This is a genomic window from Pseudarthrobacter phenanthrenivorans Sphe3 (assembly GCF_000189535.1).
Taxonomy (GTDB): domain Bacteria; phylum Actinomycetota; class Actinomycetes; order Actinomycetales; family Micrococcaceae; genus Arthrobacter; species Arthrobacter phenanthrenivorans.
In genome coordinates this window covers 1,282,181-1,297,215 of record NC_015145.1, presented here as the reverse complement: position 1 = coordinate 1,297,215, position 15,035 = coordinate 1,282,181, and the positions used below count along the sequence as shown (strand labels likewise).

The following is a 15,035-nucleotide window of genomic DNA, read 5'->3' as shown; positions in this document are numbered from 1 at the left end:
GATGGCATCAGACCCCCCGATGGAGCCGCTGCCGCGGCGTGGCAGCGGAACGGAGACCTGCTGTGAGAGAAGCAAGCACTGAACTGCTGGTTGAGCTTGATGCCGCCAGCAACGTGACTGACCTTCTGCTGGAACAGCATGCGGCCAACCCTGCCCATGCCCTGTACCGGCGGAAGGGGCCCAACGGGTGGGTGGACGTGAGCGCCCATACCTTTCTCCAGGACGTCAGCGCCCTGGCAAAAGGCCTGATTGCCGGCGGAATCGAGCCCGGCGACACGGTGGCCGTCATGTCCCCCACCTCGTACGAGTGGACGCTGGTGGATTTCGCCATCTGGTTTGCCGGCGGGGTTACGGTTCCCATCTACGAGACGTCCTCCGCCCGGCAGGTGGAGTGGATCATCCGTGACGCGGGGGTGCGCCGCGTCTTTGCGGGGGATCGCCCAACCGTCGACCTGGTCACGGATGTCGTGGCCGGCTCGGCCCTTCTCCGGGACAGGCTGGTCAACGTGGTGCGGATGGATTACGACGGCGAGGCACCGGACCTTGCCAGCCTCGCCGCCGCCGGGGCCGGGGTCACCGACGCCGAGCTTGAGCGGCACCGCAGCCGGGCAGGCCTGGACGACGTCGCATCGCTGGTTTACACCTCCGGCACCACGGGCAATCCCAAGGGCTGCGAAATCACCCACGGCAACTTCGCCCTGGTGGCCAAGAACATCGTGGCGTTCCTCCCGGAACCGCTGCTGCAGGATCAGGCCCGTACGCTGATGTTCCTGCCCCTGGCCCATGTCCTGGCCCGCGCAGTGCAGGTGGTCTGCCTTGCCGCAGGGGCCACGCTGGGCCACACCCCGGGAGCCGCCCAGCTCCTGGACGATCTGCAAACGTTCCGGCCCACCTTCCTGCTGGTGGTGCCCCGGATTTTCGAGAAGGTCAGGGCAACCGCGGCGCACAAAGCCGCCCTGGCGGGCAAGGCCGGGCTCTTCAAAGCGGCTTCAGCGACAGCCATCGAATACTCCCAGGCGGAGGACAAAAGAAACCGCGGCGAGGGCAACGGCCCCGGGCTGCTCTGCCGGATCCGGCACGGCATCTTCGACCGGCTGCTGTATCCCCGCCTGCGGCAGGCCCTGGGCGGCCAGGTGGGGTACACCGTATGCGGGGCGAGCCCGCTGGCCCTCGAGGACGCCCACTTCTTCCGGGGTGCAGGGATCCCGGTGCTGGAAGGTTACGGCCTGACCGAAACCACGGCACCATGTACGGCCAACACTCCGTCACGGACGCGGGTGGGCTCGGTGGGGATACCCATTCCCGGCACCACCATCCGGGTGGCGGAAGACGGCGAAATCCTGGTCAAGGGGATCGGGGTTTTCAAGGGCTATCACGCCAACGCGGCTGCCAACGCCGAGGCCTTCGTGGACGGGTTCTTCCGGACCGGGGATCTTGGGCAGATCGATTCGGACGGGTTCCTCACCGTGACGGGCAGGAAAAAGGACCTGCTGGTCACCGCCGGCGGAAAGAACGTTGCACCGGGCCCGCTCGAGGAAAAGATCCGTGCCCACCATCTGGTGGGCCACGCCGTGGTGGTGGGCGACGGCATGCCCTTCATTTCTGCGCTGGTGACACTCGACCCCGAGGGCATGGACAACTGGCGCTCCGAGCAGGGGCTGCCGTCCCTGCCCGCGAGCGAGGCGATCAACGATCCCGAGGTTCTTGCGGCGGTCCAGGAGGCGGTGGACCAGGCAAACCTGCTGGTATCCAAAGCTGAGTCCATCAGGAGTTTCTCGCTCATAGACGCCCAGTTCACCGTGGAATCAGGACACCTCACGCCCTCCCTCAAACTGAAGCGCGCCGCCGTCGTACGCGATTACGGCGAGGAGATCGCCAGGCTCTACGCCTGATCGGCAGGCTGCCCTGCCGCCGGCTCCTCCTTGACCAGGCCGCGGCGGCGCCGTGTGGGCCAGGTCAGGATCAGCGTCACTAGCGCCGTCACAAGCACCAGGACGGCAATCACCATGCCGGCATCGATCCAGAACTGTCCAGGGAACAGCCGGATCAGGGTATCGTCCAGGCTGAAGGTCCAGGTCCCGTCCGCGAAGAAGACGCGATGGAACTCCGTGAAGAACTGCTGCCAGCCAAGCACCGCCAGGGTGCCCAGGCCCAGGATGAGGACCAGGGTGACCAGGGACCCCGCGAACAGGCCCCGCCGCACTCCCCCGGCGCTCCGCTTGCGGAGGTACAGGATGGCGATAAGGCTCACCAGGATCAGCAGGACGCCGGCACCGAAGGTGGACAGGATCACCAGCTTGACGTCGGCCATATGGCTGACTTCGCCGTCCTTGAACAACTTGTCGCCGCCGCGGTGCACCAGATCGCCCAGGTAGCGGGGCCCGGACCAGTTCGTGAGGTAGTCCACGGCGTAGGAGCCGTAGGTCATCCGGTCATCGGTATTGAATCCGTACCCGTCACCCGGGAAACCGGGACGGTTGTATTCCACCCACAGGAACAGCGGACTGGTGACAGCCCTGACGGCAAGGATCAGCAGAATCACGGGGAAGAAAATGGCGAGCAGCACCTGCATCACGCGCGGAGCCACGGGTTTGGCGTTGGCGGCGCTTTCCCGCTGGGCGTTGCGGCGTTCCACTTCCTCTTCCGGCGGCCGGACCTGCAACGCGGAGGTGGGGAGCGGCTCCTTGAAGACCGGCGAGCTTTCCTTTTCGGCAGGTTCGACGGCGGCTTCCGCGGCTTTGCGGTCCGCCCGGGTTTCCGGCACGGCGGGTCCGTCCGGGGTGGCGGTACTGGCCGGGCCGGCAGTGCCTTGGGTGCCGGCAGTGCCGGCAACCGGGGCGGAGCCGGTACCGGGTGCGCGGGAGGAACCGGACGCTGCACCGGAATCGTCGGCGGCAGGGGTCAGCCAGGAAAACGCGGGCTCGTCGGAGTCCCCGGACGGGTCCAGGAGAGGTTCCGGCTGCGGCTCGGCGCTTTTGGCGCGGGCCGGTCTTTCGTCTTTCACAGCAGCGTCACTTCCGTCGTGTTTCCGCGCCAGGCCGTGCCCGGCCGGCGCGCTCTATCTGTTGACGAGCCTACCGTCCGGTCCTTCGGCTGTGCGAGGAACCACCCCGGCGGGATTACAACGATTCAGGCAGCGATTTCCGTGTACCCCGCGTCTTCCCGCCGGAGGTCGCCGCGTTCCCCGGCGAGGTAGGCCGGCCTCCCCCAACGCACAACATAAATCCAGTAGGCAGCCAGGACTGCAGCGCCAATGCCAATCTTCGCCCAGACCGGGAGAGGGCTCGGGGTCACGAACCCTTCCACCAGGCCGGAGACGAACAGCACCAGCACCAGTCCCAGCGCCACGGTGATCAGGGACCTGCCCTCCTCAGCCACTGCCCGCCCCCGGGTCCGGGGGCCCGGGGACACCATGGCCCAAAAGATCCGCAGTCCTGCGGCGCAGGCAATGAAGACGGCGGTGAGTTCCATCAGGCCGTGCGGAAGGATGTAGCTGAAGAACACGTCTGTCTTGCCGGACGCGGCGAAGAGTCCTGCTGCAATGCCCACGCCCTGGGCGTTGCTGAACAGGATCATCGGAACCCAGACGCCAGTGATGCCCAAGGCAACGGCCTGCGCGCTGATCCAGGCATTGTTGGTCCAGACGGCTCCCGCGAAGGACGCTGCCGGGTTCTCGGAGTAGTAGTCGATGAAGTCCTCCTCGACGTACTGCTGGACGGCCGCTTCGGAGGCAACCGCCCGCAGCGCCTCCGGGGACGTGCCGATCCATAGGGCGTACGCTGCCCCGATAAGCGTAAACGCCGCTCCGCAGGCCAGCGTGAGCCAGGTGAGCCGGTAGAACGCTGCCGGGAGCGCCACTGCAAAAAACCGTGCCAGGTCGGCCGCAAGGTTGGAGCGGGCCCCGGTGAACCTGGTCCTCGCCTGCGCCAGGGTTGCCGAAAGAGAGGCGGAAAGCCCGCTTTCGGGGGCCACCGACCGGATCAGGGACAAGTGCGCGGACGTGGACTGGTAGAGCGCCAGCAGTTCGTCAGCTTCACGCCCGGTCAACCTGCCCTTGGTGGCAAGCTGGTTCAGCCGTGCCCACTTATCCGCGTTAACAGCGGAGAAGGCGTCCATATCCACGGCACCAGCCTAGTGCCACAACACTAGACTTTGAGCGACGGCACCAGCGGCCGGAAGATTGGGGAGGAACTGTGGGTTCGATTGTCACCGGCGAGGCCGTGGTCCTGGAACTGCGTCCGGCATCGTTTGCTGCCCGGGCCCTGGGGCTGTTCCTGGACGTGGCCTTCCATGCCGTACTGCTCGTGGCCCTCCTGATCGGTCTCGCGGCAGCCGGCGAGGACCTGGACGAGGCAGCCTCGCGGGCGCTGGTCCTGGCCGCTGTGGTCTTTTGCCTGGTCATCGTGCCGGTGGCTGTCGAAACCCTGAGCCGCGGGCTGTCCCTGGGAAAACTCGCCGCGGGCCTGCGGGTGGTCCGTGAGGATGGCGGCGCCATCCGCTTCCGCCACGCCGTCATCCGCGGCCTCACGGGATTCCTCGAGATTTACCTGACCTTCGGAGGACTCGCCATCGCGGTGGCCCTGTTTAACGACAGGTCGCGGCGGCTCGGTGACCTGATGGCCGGCACCTACGCCATCCGCACCCGCGTGCCCGTTGAGCAGCCGGTCCCGGTCTTAATTCCGCCGGGGCTGCGCGCCTGGGCGGCGGCCGCGGACATTGGCCGGATTCCCGATGCCACCGCGCGCAGGGCTTCCCAGTTCCTCCGCCAGGCAGGACGGATGGCGCCCTTGTCCCGTTCCGGGATGTCGGCGTCGATAGCCACCGAACTGTCTGCCTTCGTGGCTCCGCCCCCGCCGCCGGGAACAGGGCCGGAGGACTACCTTGCCGCCGTCGTTGCTGAACGCCGGACCAGGGAACTGGGCCGGCTGAGCCGGTCACGCAGCCGCAACACTGAGGTTGGCGAGCGGCTTCAACGGCTGCCTTTCAGCGGCTGACGCTAGTTGTCGTACTCACTCCACGGGATGTTCCAGTCACCGAACCCGTCGTCGTGTGCTGCGTAGTCGCCTTCGGTGTTCACGATCTGGACCACGTCCCCGGTGCCCATGTTGTCAAAGACCCAGGCGGCGCCGTCGGGAGCGAAGCCAATGCAGCCATGCGAAACGTTCGTATTGCCGATGAACGGATAGGCGGATTCCAGCGCCTGGTGGATGTAGGCACCGCTGAGCGTGAGGCGGATGGTGTATTCCACGTCCACGTCACCGTAGTAGGCGGGATCGTCCGGCTTCAGTCCGATGCTGGATGCCCGGAAGTGGTCGTAGCGCTTCTTTTCCATCAGGACCCCATAGCCGCGGGCTGAAGGGAAGCGCTTGTCTCCCATGCTGACGGGCAGGGTCTTGACCACCTGGTCGTTGACGCTCAGCGTGAAGGTGTGCGCGGCGGCATCGGCCACTGCCACCTTCTTGTCACCGATGGCCACGTTGACTTTCTTGTTGAAGTTGGCGATCTGGCCGTTGCCAAGATCCACCCCGAAGAGCTTCATGTCCATGCTGATCGTGGAGTTAGCCGCCCAGAAGTTTTCCGGCCGGTACCGCACCATGGTGTCGCTGTGCCAGTGGAAAGCGCCCACCTGCCCGGCGCTGCTGGTGATGGTGATGGCTTTTTCCACGGCGTCGCGGTTGACCACAGGCTCGCTGAAGATGACTTGCAGCGGCTGCCCCACGCCCACCTTCATGCCGTCCAGCGGGTAGATGGCGGCATCGGCCTCGTGCGAACTGGACACGGTGCTGAAAGACTGTGTGGTGCTCGTTTCGCGGCCGGCGCCGTCCTTGACCACGTAGGTGTAGCTGTACTCCGTATTGAATTTGAGCGGCCCGGACGCCGTCCAGCCGGAACCGGCAGAATCGATGCGCCCCTCCACTGTTACCCCGGAGGTGCTGGTGAGGGTCACGCGTTCGATGGTGCCGTTGGTGACCTTCAGGGAGACCGGGGCTGCAGGATTCACCTGCTTGGCGCCGTTGGCCGGCGCGGCATCAGCTTTCACCGGTGCAATGACCGGCGCCGCAATGCCAGGAGAGGACCGCACGGCGGAGCCTGCCTCGGATTCGACCGCTCCGCGGGCGATGCCCGGCGCGACGGCGGCGAACACCCCGCCCACGGCCGCGAGGATGCACACCGCAACCACGACGAGAATTTTTTTGAAGGTACCCGGGCGGCGGGATTGGACTTCAGGCTCCATATGTTGATCCTAGGCGCAGAAAGTAACAGCCCGGGTGCGCACGGCACCCGGGCACTTCACTTCTTAGTAACGATAGTGCTCGGGCTTGTAGGGACCGGCCACGTCAAGGTCCAGGTATTCGGCCTGGTCCTTGGTCAGCTCGGTCAGTTCCACGCCAAGGGCGTCAAGGTGCAGGCGGGCCACCTTCTCGTCCAGGACCTTGGGCAGGACGTAGACCTGGTTTTCGTACTCGCGTTCGCCTGCCGGCTGGTCCTTCTTGGTCCACAGCTCAATCTGGGCAATGGTCTGGTTGGCGAACGAGTTGCTCATCACGAAGGACGGGTGTCCCGTGGCGTTGCCCAGGTTCAGCAGCCGGCCTTCGGAGAGGACGATGATGGAACGCTCGGCGGCAGTTCCTGCCTCGAAGACCCATTCGTGGACCTGCGGCTTGATTTCAACCTTCTTGATGCCGGGGATCCGGGCCAGGCCGGCCATGTCGATTTCATTGTCGAAGTGGCCGATGTTGCCCACGATCGCCTTGTTCTTCATGCCGGCCATGTGCTCTGCCAGGATGACGTCCTTGTTGCCCGTGGTGGTGATGAAGATATCGCCCTGCGCCAGCACCGACTCCAGCTTGGCCACCTGGTAGCCGTCCATGGCGGCCTGCAGTGCGCAGATGGGATCGATCTCGGTGACGATCACCCGTGAGCCCTGGCCCCGCAATGCCTCCGCGGCACCCTTGCCCACGTCGCCATAGCCGCAGACGACGGCGACCTTGCCGCCCATGAGCACGTCCGTGGCGCGGTTGATCCCGTCCGGCAGCGAGTGGCGGATCCCGTACTTGTTGTCGAACTTGCTCTTGGTGACGGAGTCGTTGACGTTGATGGCCGGGAACAGCAGTTTGCCCTGTTCAGCCAGCTGGTACAGGCGGTGCACGCCGGTGGTGGTTTCCTCGCTGACGCCCTTGATGGTGGCGGCCGTCCGGGTCCACTTCTTCGGGTCCGCTTCGAGGGAACGGCGGAGCACGTCAAGGAAGATGCCGTATTCTTCCGAATCGGTGGGGTCGGCGGACGGTACGTTGCCCACTGCCTCGAACTCCACGCCCTTGTGCACCAGCATGGTGGCGTCGCCGCCGTCGTCCAGGATCATGTTGGGGCCGAGCTCCGGGTTGGAGTCCGCGCCGGGCCAGGTCAGGATCTGCTCGGCGGTCCACCAGTATTCCTCAAGGGTTTCACCCTTCCAGGCAAAGACGGGGACGCCCTGCGGGTCCTCCACGGTGCCCTTGCCCACCACTACGGCGGCCGCGGCCTCGTCCTGGGTGGAAAAGATGTTGCAGGAAGCCCAGCGGACCTCTGCACCCAGGGCGGTGAGGGTCTCAATCAGGACGGCGGTCTGCACCGTCATGTGCAGGGACCCTGCGATCCTGGCACCCTTGAGCGGCTGGGTGGGGCCGAACTCCTCCCGCAGCGACATCAGGCCCGGCATTTCGTGCTCGGCCAGACGGATCTGGTGGCGGCCGGCTTCCGCCAGGGTGATGTCGGCAACCTTGTAATCAAAAGTCATGAAGGGTCCTTAGTTCGTTCCGGAAGCTGAATCGTGTTGGTCCGATCCTGCCGCTGTGGCAGCCGCCAGGAGTTCGGGGGGCAGGAGAAGGGGAATCCCGTCCTCGATGGCGTAACGGGGCTTGACTCCGGATTCCGCGGCGACGGCGGCAACCAATTCTTCGCCTTCCTGCACCAGCGCTGAGCCGGTCACGGGGCAGCGCAGGACGGACAGCAGTTCAGGACTGATTTTTGGCATTTCTGCTCCCTGGCGGGCGCGCTCGCGCCGGTAGCGGACTGATGTGCACCATCCAGCCTACCGCCAGATGGGCCTCAGGACGGCTCACGCAGCACCCGCAGGTGCCCCCTGCGGGTGCCTTCAGTCCCGGCGGGCGCCTCCAGCGCCGAGTGGGGCCCGCGCTGGGCGGGCTGCTGGGGCTGGGCGGGCAGGGCTGCGGCATCGCGGACCGCATTGGCAAGCGCAAGGAGGTCATCGGGGCCGGGCTGCTGGGGCGTGCTGGGCATGGCCAGGCGAAGGACTTCCCAGCCCCGGGGAACCGTCAGGGAGTCAGCGTGCTGCTCGCACAGGTCGTAGCAGTGTGGTTCGGCGTACGTGGCCAGTGGACCAAGGACAGCGGTGGAATCTGCGTAGACGTACGTCAGGGTAGCAACCGCAGACTGGCGGCATGCAGATCTTGAACACTGACGGATAGCTCCCACGACATCACAGACTACTCCGTCTTCGCGCAAAAACCGGGCATTGCCGCTCGGCCCGACGCGCCCCCCAAAGCCGGGAGTATGTATCGCATAAATGGTGCCCCGGGTTTACAGTCGATGTATGCAGTCATCGAACCAGAAATCAGGTTTCACGGTCCGGTTGGCTGATCCGGATGCCCCAAAGGCTGCCGGTACCGGCTCTCCGGGTAAGAGCTTCATGATGCGCCGCAGGAACCGGCATGGCCGCGGCCTCCGCGGCGAAGTGATGTTGCCCACGCACCCCGGATACCGGACGCGCGGGGACCGCTTTGATGACATGGTGCTGGATTCGGCGCAGCGGCTCCACGATATCTGGGGCAAGACCCTGGATGGCGTCCGGTTCGGTGTGGATGAGATTCCGCCGGACCTGGAGCAGTTGGCGGCGAACTCGTCCGCGGCCCCCATGGGCTCCTATACGCCCGCCTCTGAAGGGGACGGTCCCATGATCACCGTTTACCGGCGCGTGGTGGAGCAGGCGTGCCCTGGTCCGGAAGACCTGCAGGACCTGGTCCATGACGTGGTGGTGGAGCATACAGCGGAGATGCTGGGTGTTGCTCCGGAGACACTGGATCCGGTCTACCGCCGCCGCTACTGACAACCACACGCCGGCTGCCCGTTCAGTAGCTGAGTGTGACGGGGACTGTTTCCTGTCCTGCTGCTGCAGCCTGGAAGGCCAGGGATGATACGTCGTTCCTGCCGTCCTGCTGCAGCAGGACAGCACCGTACACGGCATCACCGGATGCGGACACCACGTAGCCCACGACGTCTGACTCCTCTACCTTGTCCGGGACGGCGATGGAGGACGTGGTGCCGCCGGCGATGTCTGCGCTTGCGGGAGCCCGCACTTTCCCGTCCGCCGTGATCGCGGCGTAGGTGATGGTGGCGCGGGTGTCCAGGGCGCCAAACACCAGGGTGCGGCTTCCTCCCTGCGGAACCGGCACCACGTGCTGGCTGCCGAGGCGAACTCCGGATGCTGCCCAGGCAACGTCCGCCGGCTGCTCCTCCTGCAGGCCGCGGGTGATCCTTGCCGCTGCCACGAAGGAAACATCCGATGTTGCGGCCACGGTGTATTGCCCTGCGGGAACGCCCGCGAGGGAAACCTCGGTAACGGTGCCCGCCTTGGCCGTGATCACTCCGCCCGAAGGCAGCGCCTTCTGGCCGTCACGTCCAAACAGCTTGATCTCGACGACGGCGTCCGTGGCACCTGGAACGGTGAGCTGGAGGGAAGGCGCCGCATCCTCATAGCCGGCCTTGCCGGTGAGCTGGGCGAGCCCGGCGGGGTCCTGGATGTCCACCCCCGTCATCACCTGCCGCACGGCCGGCGCTGCCCCGGGACCGATGAAGTCCACCCCTCCGGGAGTGAGACCCCGAAGGACGCTCTGCTGGATGACAGCGGCAACGGGCCCGCCTGCACTGCGCACATGGACGCTGAGCTGCGGCTCCGCGGGCGCCAGCCCGGCAAGGACGATGGACCGGGAGGTGCCTGGGGCCACCAGCAGGCCGCGGCTGCCCGGTGCCTGGATTTGTCCCTGTGACCCGAAAAGTTCCAGGCTCACAGTGGCAGGTGTGCTGGAGGCGTTGCTCAGCACCAGCACGGAGGTCCGGCCCACGGTTGTGCCCGCGCCGGCCAGCCACTGGTCGTTGGAGGGCTGCTGGCAGTTGGAGGCCGCGCTGCCTTGCAGGTCGCCGTCGGTGGCGGTGAACTTCATGACCCCTGCTGCAGATGCTTGCTGGTTTGCCAGTGCCTCGGCGCTCAGCACGCTGGCCTGTTCAACTGGCCGTCCGGCCACAACCCCTGCCACAAGTTCCTGCGCAGCAGCACCGGAAGCAGGCTGGGCAGGTCCCTGGGCGATGTCGACGGCGGTTGTTCCGTCCAGCTGCGACAGCCTGCTCTCCGGCAGCACGCCGGCCGCCCCAAGTACAGCACCTGTCACGGTGCTCACCGCGGTAGCAGATTTTGGACTGAACTGCGGGTCTGTTCCTGCCTCGGTGCCTTCCAGGAGACGGGCAGGGCCAGGGCAGACACCGAGGCTTGTGCCGGCAGGGACGGCTGCCGCAGCCGCAGGTATGCTTCGGCTCGATTCGGGCGCAGGCAGCAGCGAGCCGCCGGCCACCACGGCACCCGCCCCGGCGAGGACCAGCGCCGCGGACGCCAGTCCAACGAGGGCCGTCCTGCGTCCCTTGGCGGCCGGGGGCTGCCGGTCCTCCCCTTGGGCCGTGCCGCCGTCGCCGTCCGGTGCGTCGGCGGAGTGGGCTTCCCGCGCCTCAGCCGACATGGTGTGCTCATGCATTCTGGTGTTCCTTACGCAGGGAGCCCTCGTCCCGTGAGAGGCCGGTCCGTGGCCGCCGGGCCGGCATGGGGATGGCCAGCAGGACCGTCAGCCCGATCACCGTGGCTTGGGCGACAGAAGTCCAGACCGCCCAGGGGTTTTCGTAGCGGATAGTGAGCTGTCCCGCGGAAGCGGGGAGCGTGAAGGCCTGGGACCAGCCGGACGTGGTCGCCGTCAGCCGGCGGCCGTCAAGCCAGGCGCTCCAGCCGGGGTCTGCCCGTTCGGCCAGGACAACAAGCCGCCCCTCGGCGCCGCCGGGAACCGGCGCGTCCACCTCGTTATAGCCGGACGGTACCAGGCCCACGGCGGTGCCGTTTGCGTCCACAATGCGCACGCGGTGTGCAACATCGGCAGCCTGAAGCGCCGGCTGGTTCAAAGGCGTGATGCGCCAGAGCCATCCCACGTCGGTCTGGCCCACGGCCACCAGCCCGGGCACGGCGTCCATCCTGCTGGCGGTCAGCTGCGCCGCGGTGTCCGCCGACCGCAGCACCACGAAACCAACGCCCAGCTGTTCAAGGTCGGTTCGCGGATCAACGCCGTGGCCCGCGACGAGCGTTGCCACCACCCGGCGGACCGCGGCGGTGACATCGTCGTCGTCGCGGACCGTTTCGGCACCCGGACTGCCCATGATGCGGCGGGCGGAGGCGATGGTGGAAAGGCTGTCCAAGGTAGTGCCGGCACCCCTCATCAGCGACGCGTCAAAGGTGCCGTTGTCCCGCGTGCTGATGAGCAGGGTGCGGGTCTGTTCCGGTCCGGTTCCACGGTCGATCGCCGTGGCCGGAAGCGTCCGCGGGTTCGCCGCCTCAACCAGCCGGGGGTTCCCAGGGGACCAGCGTCCTGGACGCCTGTGGCAGTGGGGCCATTGTTGCTTGAGGGTTCACTGGTGGGCAGGGTGTTTGACAGAATGCCGGCAGTACTGGTCCCCGCGGCGGCCGTGGCCGGCCGGAGCAGGTTCTGGGCAGACCAGGCCGCCATCCCCGCCAGGGGTCCGGCGAGCAGGATCACCATTCCAGCCGCAACGGCGGTCCGCAGGAGTGTCCTGTGCCTGGCGTCGCGGCTTGCAGCTGATGTGTCTGCCATCGCGAGCAGGTGTTCCCCGCCCAGGACGCCCGCTGCCAGGAGGGCGAGGGCCGCCGCCGAGACAACCGGCCCGGTGAAGGGCGTGACCATTGTTTCCGCGTTCATGCCGGTAGCCACATGGCCCGCGAGCCAGCCACCGGCCAGGACCATGACTCCTGCAGCCCAGAACGCCATCACGGCAGACGTGCGGCTCCCGGGGATCACAAGCCCTGCAACGGCCAGCGCGAGGATGGGGGCAGCCACGAGCAGCGCCAGCAGCATGGCCCAGGGCACGGCTCCGGCGCCAAAGGCGGGAAGCCCTTCCAGCCCGCCCAGGGGATCAAACTGCAGGGGCTGGCCCAGAAGCTGCTGCCACAGCGGGGCAGCGTCAAAGGCCAACGGCAGCCCGGGATCCGCCAGCAGCGCCCGCGGCCGGTCAAGCACGGACAGTCCGAAGGGGATGAACAGCGCCGCGGCGGGCAACAGCGCCCACCAGACCGTGCGGCCCCGGCGGCCCAGCAGAAGGCCGCAGAGCACAATGACCACGGTGGCCGGGACCAGGAGCGAGGGTGCCGACGCCACGACGACGGCCAGTGCCAGGCCCGCGGCGGCGGCAGCTGTCCAGGACGGAGTGCCGTTGATGCCGGGCCTGGCCGCTGGCCTTTCCTGCGGCCGCCGGTCGTCCGGGGAAGGCGGAGCAAAGCGGCCATGGCCCACTGCCGAGCCTGTGGCCCGCAGCAGCGCCAGGACCAGGAGGGGAAGCATAATATGGGCAACCAGCGCGCCCACCCTTCCCTGGTTGAGCGCCACCTGGAGGGCGGGGGCGGCTGCCCAGAGTATTGCCGCGGCCAGCCGCAGCCGGCGGCGGGCTGTAAGTCCTCCCGCAGCAAACCACGCCGTCAGCGCCGAAAGGGGCGTAGCGAGGAGCAGCAGCCAGGCCATGGCGCCGTTCGCGTCACCGCCGCCCAGGACACCCAGGACCCAAAGGACGTATCCGAAGGGATCGCCGCGTCCCGGCAGCCCAGCCCCCACAGTGAGCCACCAGGTGGAGGCATGGTGCCAGATGTCCCCGAGGCCGGCAGAGACAGGAATGAGGGCGCCGCCTGATACGGCGTCGGCGCGGAAGAGTCCTGTCAGCGCCAGGAGCGATGCGATGGCGCCGAGGATGGCTGCAGCCAGGGCTCCGTTACCCACCCAGCCGCGCTTTGTGGTGGCCAGCGCCGCGAAGTCATCGGAGGCGTCGCCAGTGGGCTGGTGCGCCAGCGGATCCTGCACAAGCTCATCCGCAGCGGAGTTATCGGACCCCAGCGCCTCGATGAGCGATCGCCGGTGGCTCCAGACCTCGCGCCGGGGCGTCTGGAGCTTACGGATCACGGACCGCCGGATCCGGCGGGTTTGCCTGGCACTGCGGCGCGCCCTGGCTATGGCACCCGGCCTTCCCAGGGCGGCGAAGGTGGCGGCCAACTGGGAAACTCCATGCCCCGGATCCTTGACCAGGATACTGAGCACGAACCTGAAGAGGCTTCCCACCAGGGCACCTGCGCCGTGAACGGGAACCATCCACAAAGGTGCGTGCTTCAGGCGCAGGTGGACCTGGCCTTTCCGGGCCGCAGCGGCATTCCCCAGCGCATGGGGCCGGTGGGCCACATGGAACATCCGGGCTGCAGGCACCACAACCACACGGTGCCCCGCAAGGCGGTTGCGCCAGCAGAAGTCGACGTCGTCGCCGCTGCCGGGCAGGGCAGGGTCGAAGCCGCCAAGCTCCTCCCAGATGTCACGCCGCACCAACATCCCGGCAGAGTTAACGGCGAAGGTATCACTCCGGCCGTCGTACTGGCCCTGGTCGAGCTCATCCGCGTCGATCAGGGTGAGCCGTTCGGCCCACCTGCTGGTGGACAGGCCTACATCAATGAGTTTGCGCCCCGCATGCCAGTCCAGTTGCTTGCAGCCGGCAACGGTCACGGAAGGTGCGCGCTCAACAGCGCCCAGCAGTTCAGCCAGAGCCTGTGGTGCGGGGGCAGCGTCATCATGAAGCAGCCAGATCCACTCCACCTTGTCCCCGGCGCTGGCTCCCCGCCATGGAGACAGTTCGGCCAGGCCGGCGGACACTGCTGCCCCCATGCCGCTTTTGCCGCGATGCTGGTGGCTGACAACGTTGGCCCCGCCCAGGGCCTGCTCGAGGAGGGCTCTGGAGTCATCCCGCGATCCGGTATCAACGCCGATGGCGTAGTCCACGGGCCGGGTCTGGTCCGCTAATGCTGCGAGGGTTCGGGGGAGATAGGCACTGCCGTTGTGGGCAACCACAACGGCAGTGACATGGACATCCTGGTGAATTAGATTGCTCGCTTCCTCAGCCGCCGGCGCTCACGCTCGGACAGGCCTCCCCAGATGCCGAAACGTTCGTCGTTCGCCAGCGCATATTCAAGGCACTGCGAGCGGACATTGCAGGCACCGCAAACCTTTTTGGCGTCCCTTGTGGAACCGCCCTTTTCGGGGAAGAAAGCCTCGGGGTCAGTCTGGGCGCACAGGGCATCCGTCTGCCACCCCAATTCGCCCTCGTCGTCGAAATCCTGCTGGAACGGCAGGCCGATCCATACCGGCTGGCTTGCGCCTGCAGCAGCCAGTTCCATGGGCGGGTCCAGGAGGTCCTCAGGATCGGCGCCCCCACCCAGCAATGCCTCGTGGGCTGCGAGGAAAGCAGTAGCCTGGTCCTCCAGCACGCCGCCCGCATTCCTGTTGTACCGTTCTGCGGCATCAGGATCAGCAGGATCCACATACCAGTCGCTGGGTACCCCCCGTGCGCGGTATGTTGCCGTTGCCTGTCCGGCCACGACGGCATCTTCCTGGATACGCTCTGCTTGCCCCATGGCGACCCTCCTGCTGTTGCAGCCCCTGCATGGATACGTGGCACTCGGTGGTGTGCCGGCATTTACGCAGTTGCCTTTAGTTATCTAATTACACGCGTGTAACTTAGGCGAGTCAAGCCGCTGCCGGATAATAATCACTCAGCCTAACGAACGCGCCGCACGCCACGCCCGGGAATATTTTCGCGGGACACCTCGGAAGCAGCGAACGAGGGGCATGACGCCAGCCAAAGGCCGCGATTCTCCACCAACGGCGGGAAAATACCTGCAA

11 protein-coding genes and 1 pseudogene are annotated in these 15,035 nt (G+C 66.8%); 3 read left to right on the top strand and 9 right to left on the bottom strand.

Going from position 1 to position 15,035, the window contains the following annotated elements; translation table 11 throughout:
- Positions 1-62 precede the first annotated feature (62 nt).
- Complete coding sequence (locus ASPHE3_RS06060; RefSeq protein WP_013600349.1) at positions 63-1,892, top strand: AMP-dependent synthetase/ligase; 1,830 nt, start codon at positions 63-65, stop codon at positions 1,890-1,892.
- Here the strand turns inward: ASPHE3_RS06060 and ASPHE3_RS06055 are convergent.
- Entirely contained in the window at positions 1,883-3,004 is a 1,122-nt protein-coding gene (locus ASPHE3_RS06055; protein WP_013600348.1) for a TIGR01906 family membrane protein, read from the bottom strand. The two genes, ASPHE3_RS06060 and ASPHE3_RS06055, sit on opposite strands and share 10 nt — an antisense overlap.
- Before the next feature lie 125 nt (positions 3,005-3,129).
- Entirely contained in the window at positions 3,130-4,122 is a 993-nt protein-coding gene (locus tag ASPHE3_RS06050) for a stage II sporulation protein M (RefSeq protein WP_181405761.1), read from the bottom strand.
- A 71-nt stretch (positions 4,123-4,193) separates the two neighbouring features.
- Between ASPHE3_RS06050 and ASPHE3_RS06045 the strand changes: the two genes are divergently transcribed.
- Positions 4,194-4,994, top strand: a complete 801-nt coding sequence (locus ASPHE3_RS06045) for an RDD family protein (RefSeq protein ID WP_013600346.1) — start codon at positions 4,194-4,196, stop codon at positions 4,992-4,994.
- Between the two features lie 2 nt (positions 4,995-4,996).
- Here the strand turns inward: ASPHE3_RS06045 and ASPHE3_RS06040 are convergent, their stop codons facing one another.
- From ASPHE3_RS06040 to ASPHE3_RS06025, 4 genes are all read right to left on the bottom strand, one after another.
- The gene (locus ASPHE3_RS06040; protein ID WP_013600345.1) at positions 4,997-6,235 is read right to left on the bottom strand and encodes a L,D-transpeptidase; all 1,239 of its coding nucleotides are present in this window, start codon (positions 6,233-6,235) and stop codon (positions 4,997-4,999) included.
- A gap of 63 nt (positions 6,236-6,298) precedes the next feature.
- On the bottom strand, positions 6,299-7,777 hold the full coding sequence (gene ahcY, locus ASPHE3_RS06035; RefSeq protein WP_013600344.1) for an adenosylhomocysteinase: 1,479 nt from the start codon (positions 7,775-7,777) through the stop codon (positions 6,299-6,301).
- A 9-nt stretch (positions 7,778-7,786) separates the two neighbouring features.
- Complete coding sequence (locus ASPHE3_RS06030) at positions 7,787-8,014, bottom strand: Trm112 family protein (protein WP_013600343.1); 228 nt, start codon at positions 8,012-8,014, stop codon at positions 7,787-7,789.
- 74 nt (positions 8,015-8,088) lie between these two features.
- Positions 8,089-8,475, bottom strand: coding sequence for a DUF3499 domain-containing protein (locus tag ASPHE3_RS06025; RefSeq protein ID WP_013600342.1), 387 nt, complete (start codon positions 8,473-8,475; stop codon positions 8,089-8,091).
- Between the two features lie 118 nt (positions 8,476-8,593).
- Here ASPHE3_RS06025 and ASPHE3_RS06020 point away from each other — a divergent pair, with 118 nt between their 5' ends.
- Positions 8,594-9,106 (top strand): metallopeptidase family protein, encoded by a 513-nt coding sequence (locus ASPHE3_RS06020; RefSeq protein WP_041652001.1) that lies wholly within the window; start codon positions 8,594-8,596, stop codon positions 9,104-9,106.
- 22 nt (positions 9,107-9,128) lie between these two features.
- Here ASPHE3_RS06020 and ASPHE3_RS06015 read toward each other — a convergent pair whose 3' ends face one another.
- The 3 genes and pseudogenes from ASPHE3_RS06015 to ASPHE3_RS21440 form a co-directional block, all read right to left on the bottom strand.
- Positions 9,129-10,802, bottom strand: coding sequence for a DUF5719 family protein (locus ASPHE3_RS06015; protein WP_013600340.1), 1,674 nt, complete (start codon positions 10,800-10,802; stop codon positions 9,129-9,131).
- Positions 10,795-14,204: pseudogene (locus tag ASPHE3_RS06010) on the bottom strand (glycosyltransferase family 2 protein). Before ASPHE3_RS06010 ends, ASPHE3_RS06015 begins: the two are co-directional and overlap by 8 nt.
- A gap of 29 nt (positions 14,205-14,233) precedes the next feature.
- The gene (locus ASPHE3_RS21440) at positions 14,234-14,767 is read right to left on the bottom strand and encodes a WhiB family transcriptional regulator (protein WP_013600339.1); all 534 of its coding nucleotides are present in this window, start codon (positions 14,765-14,767) and stop codon (positions 14,234-14,236) included.
- Positions 14,768-15,035: the final 268 nt, after the last annotated feature.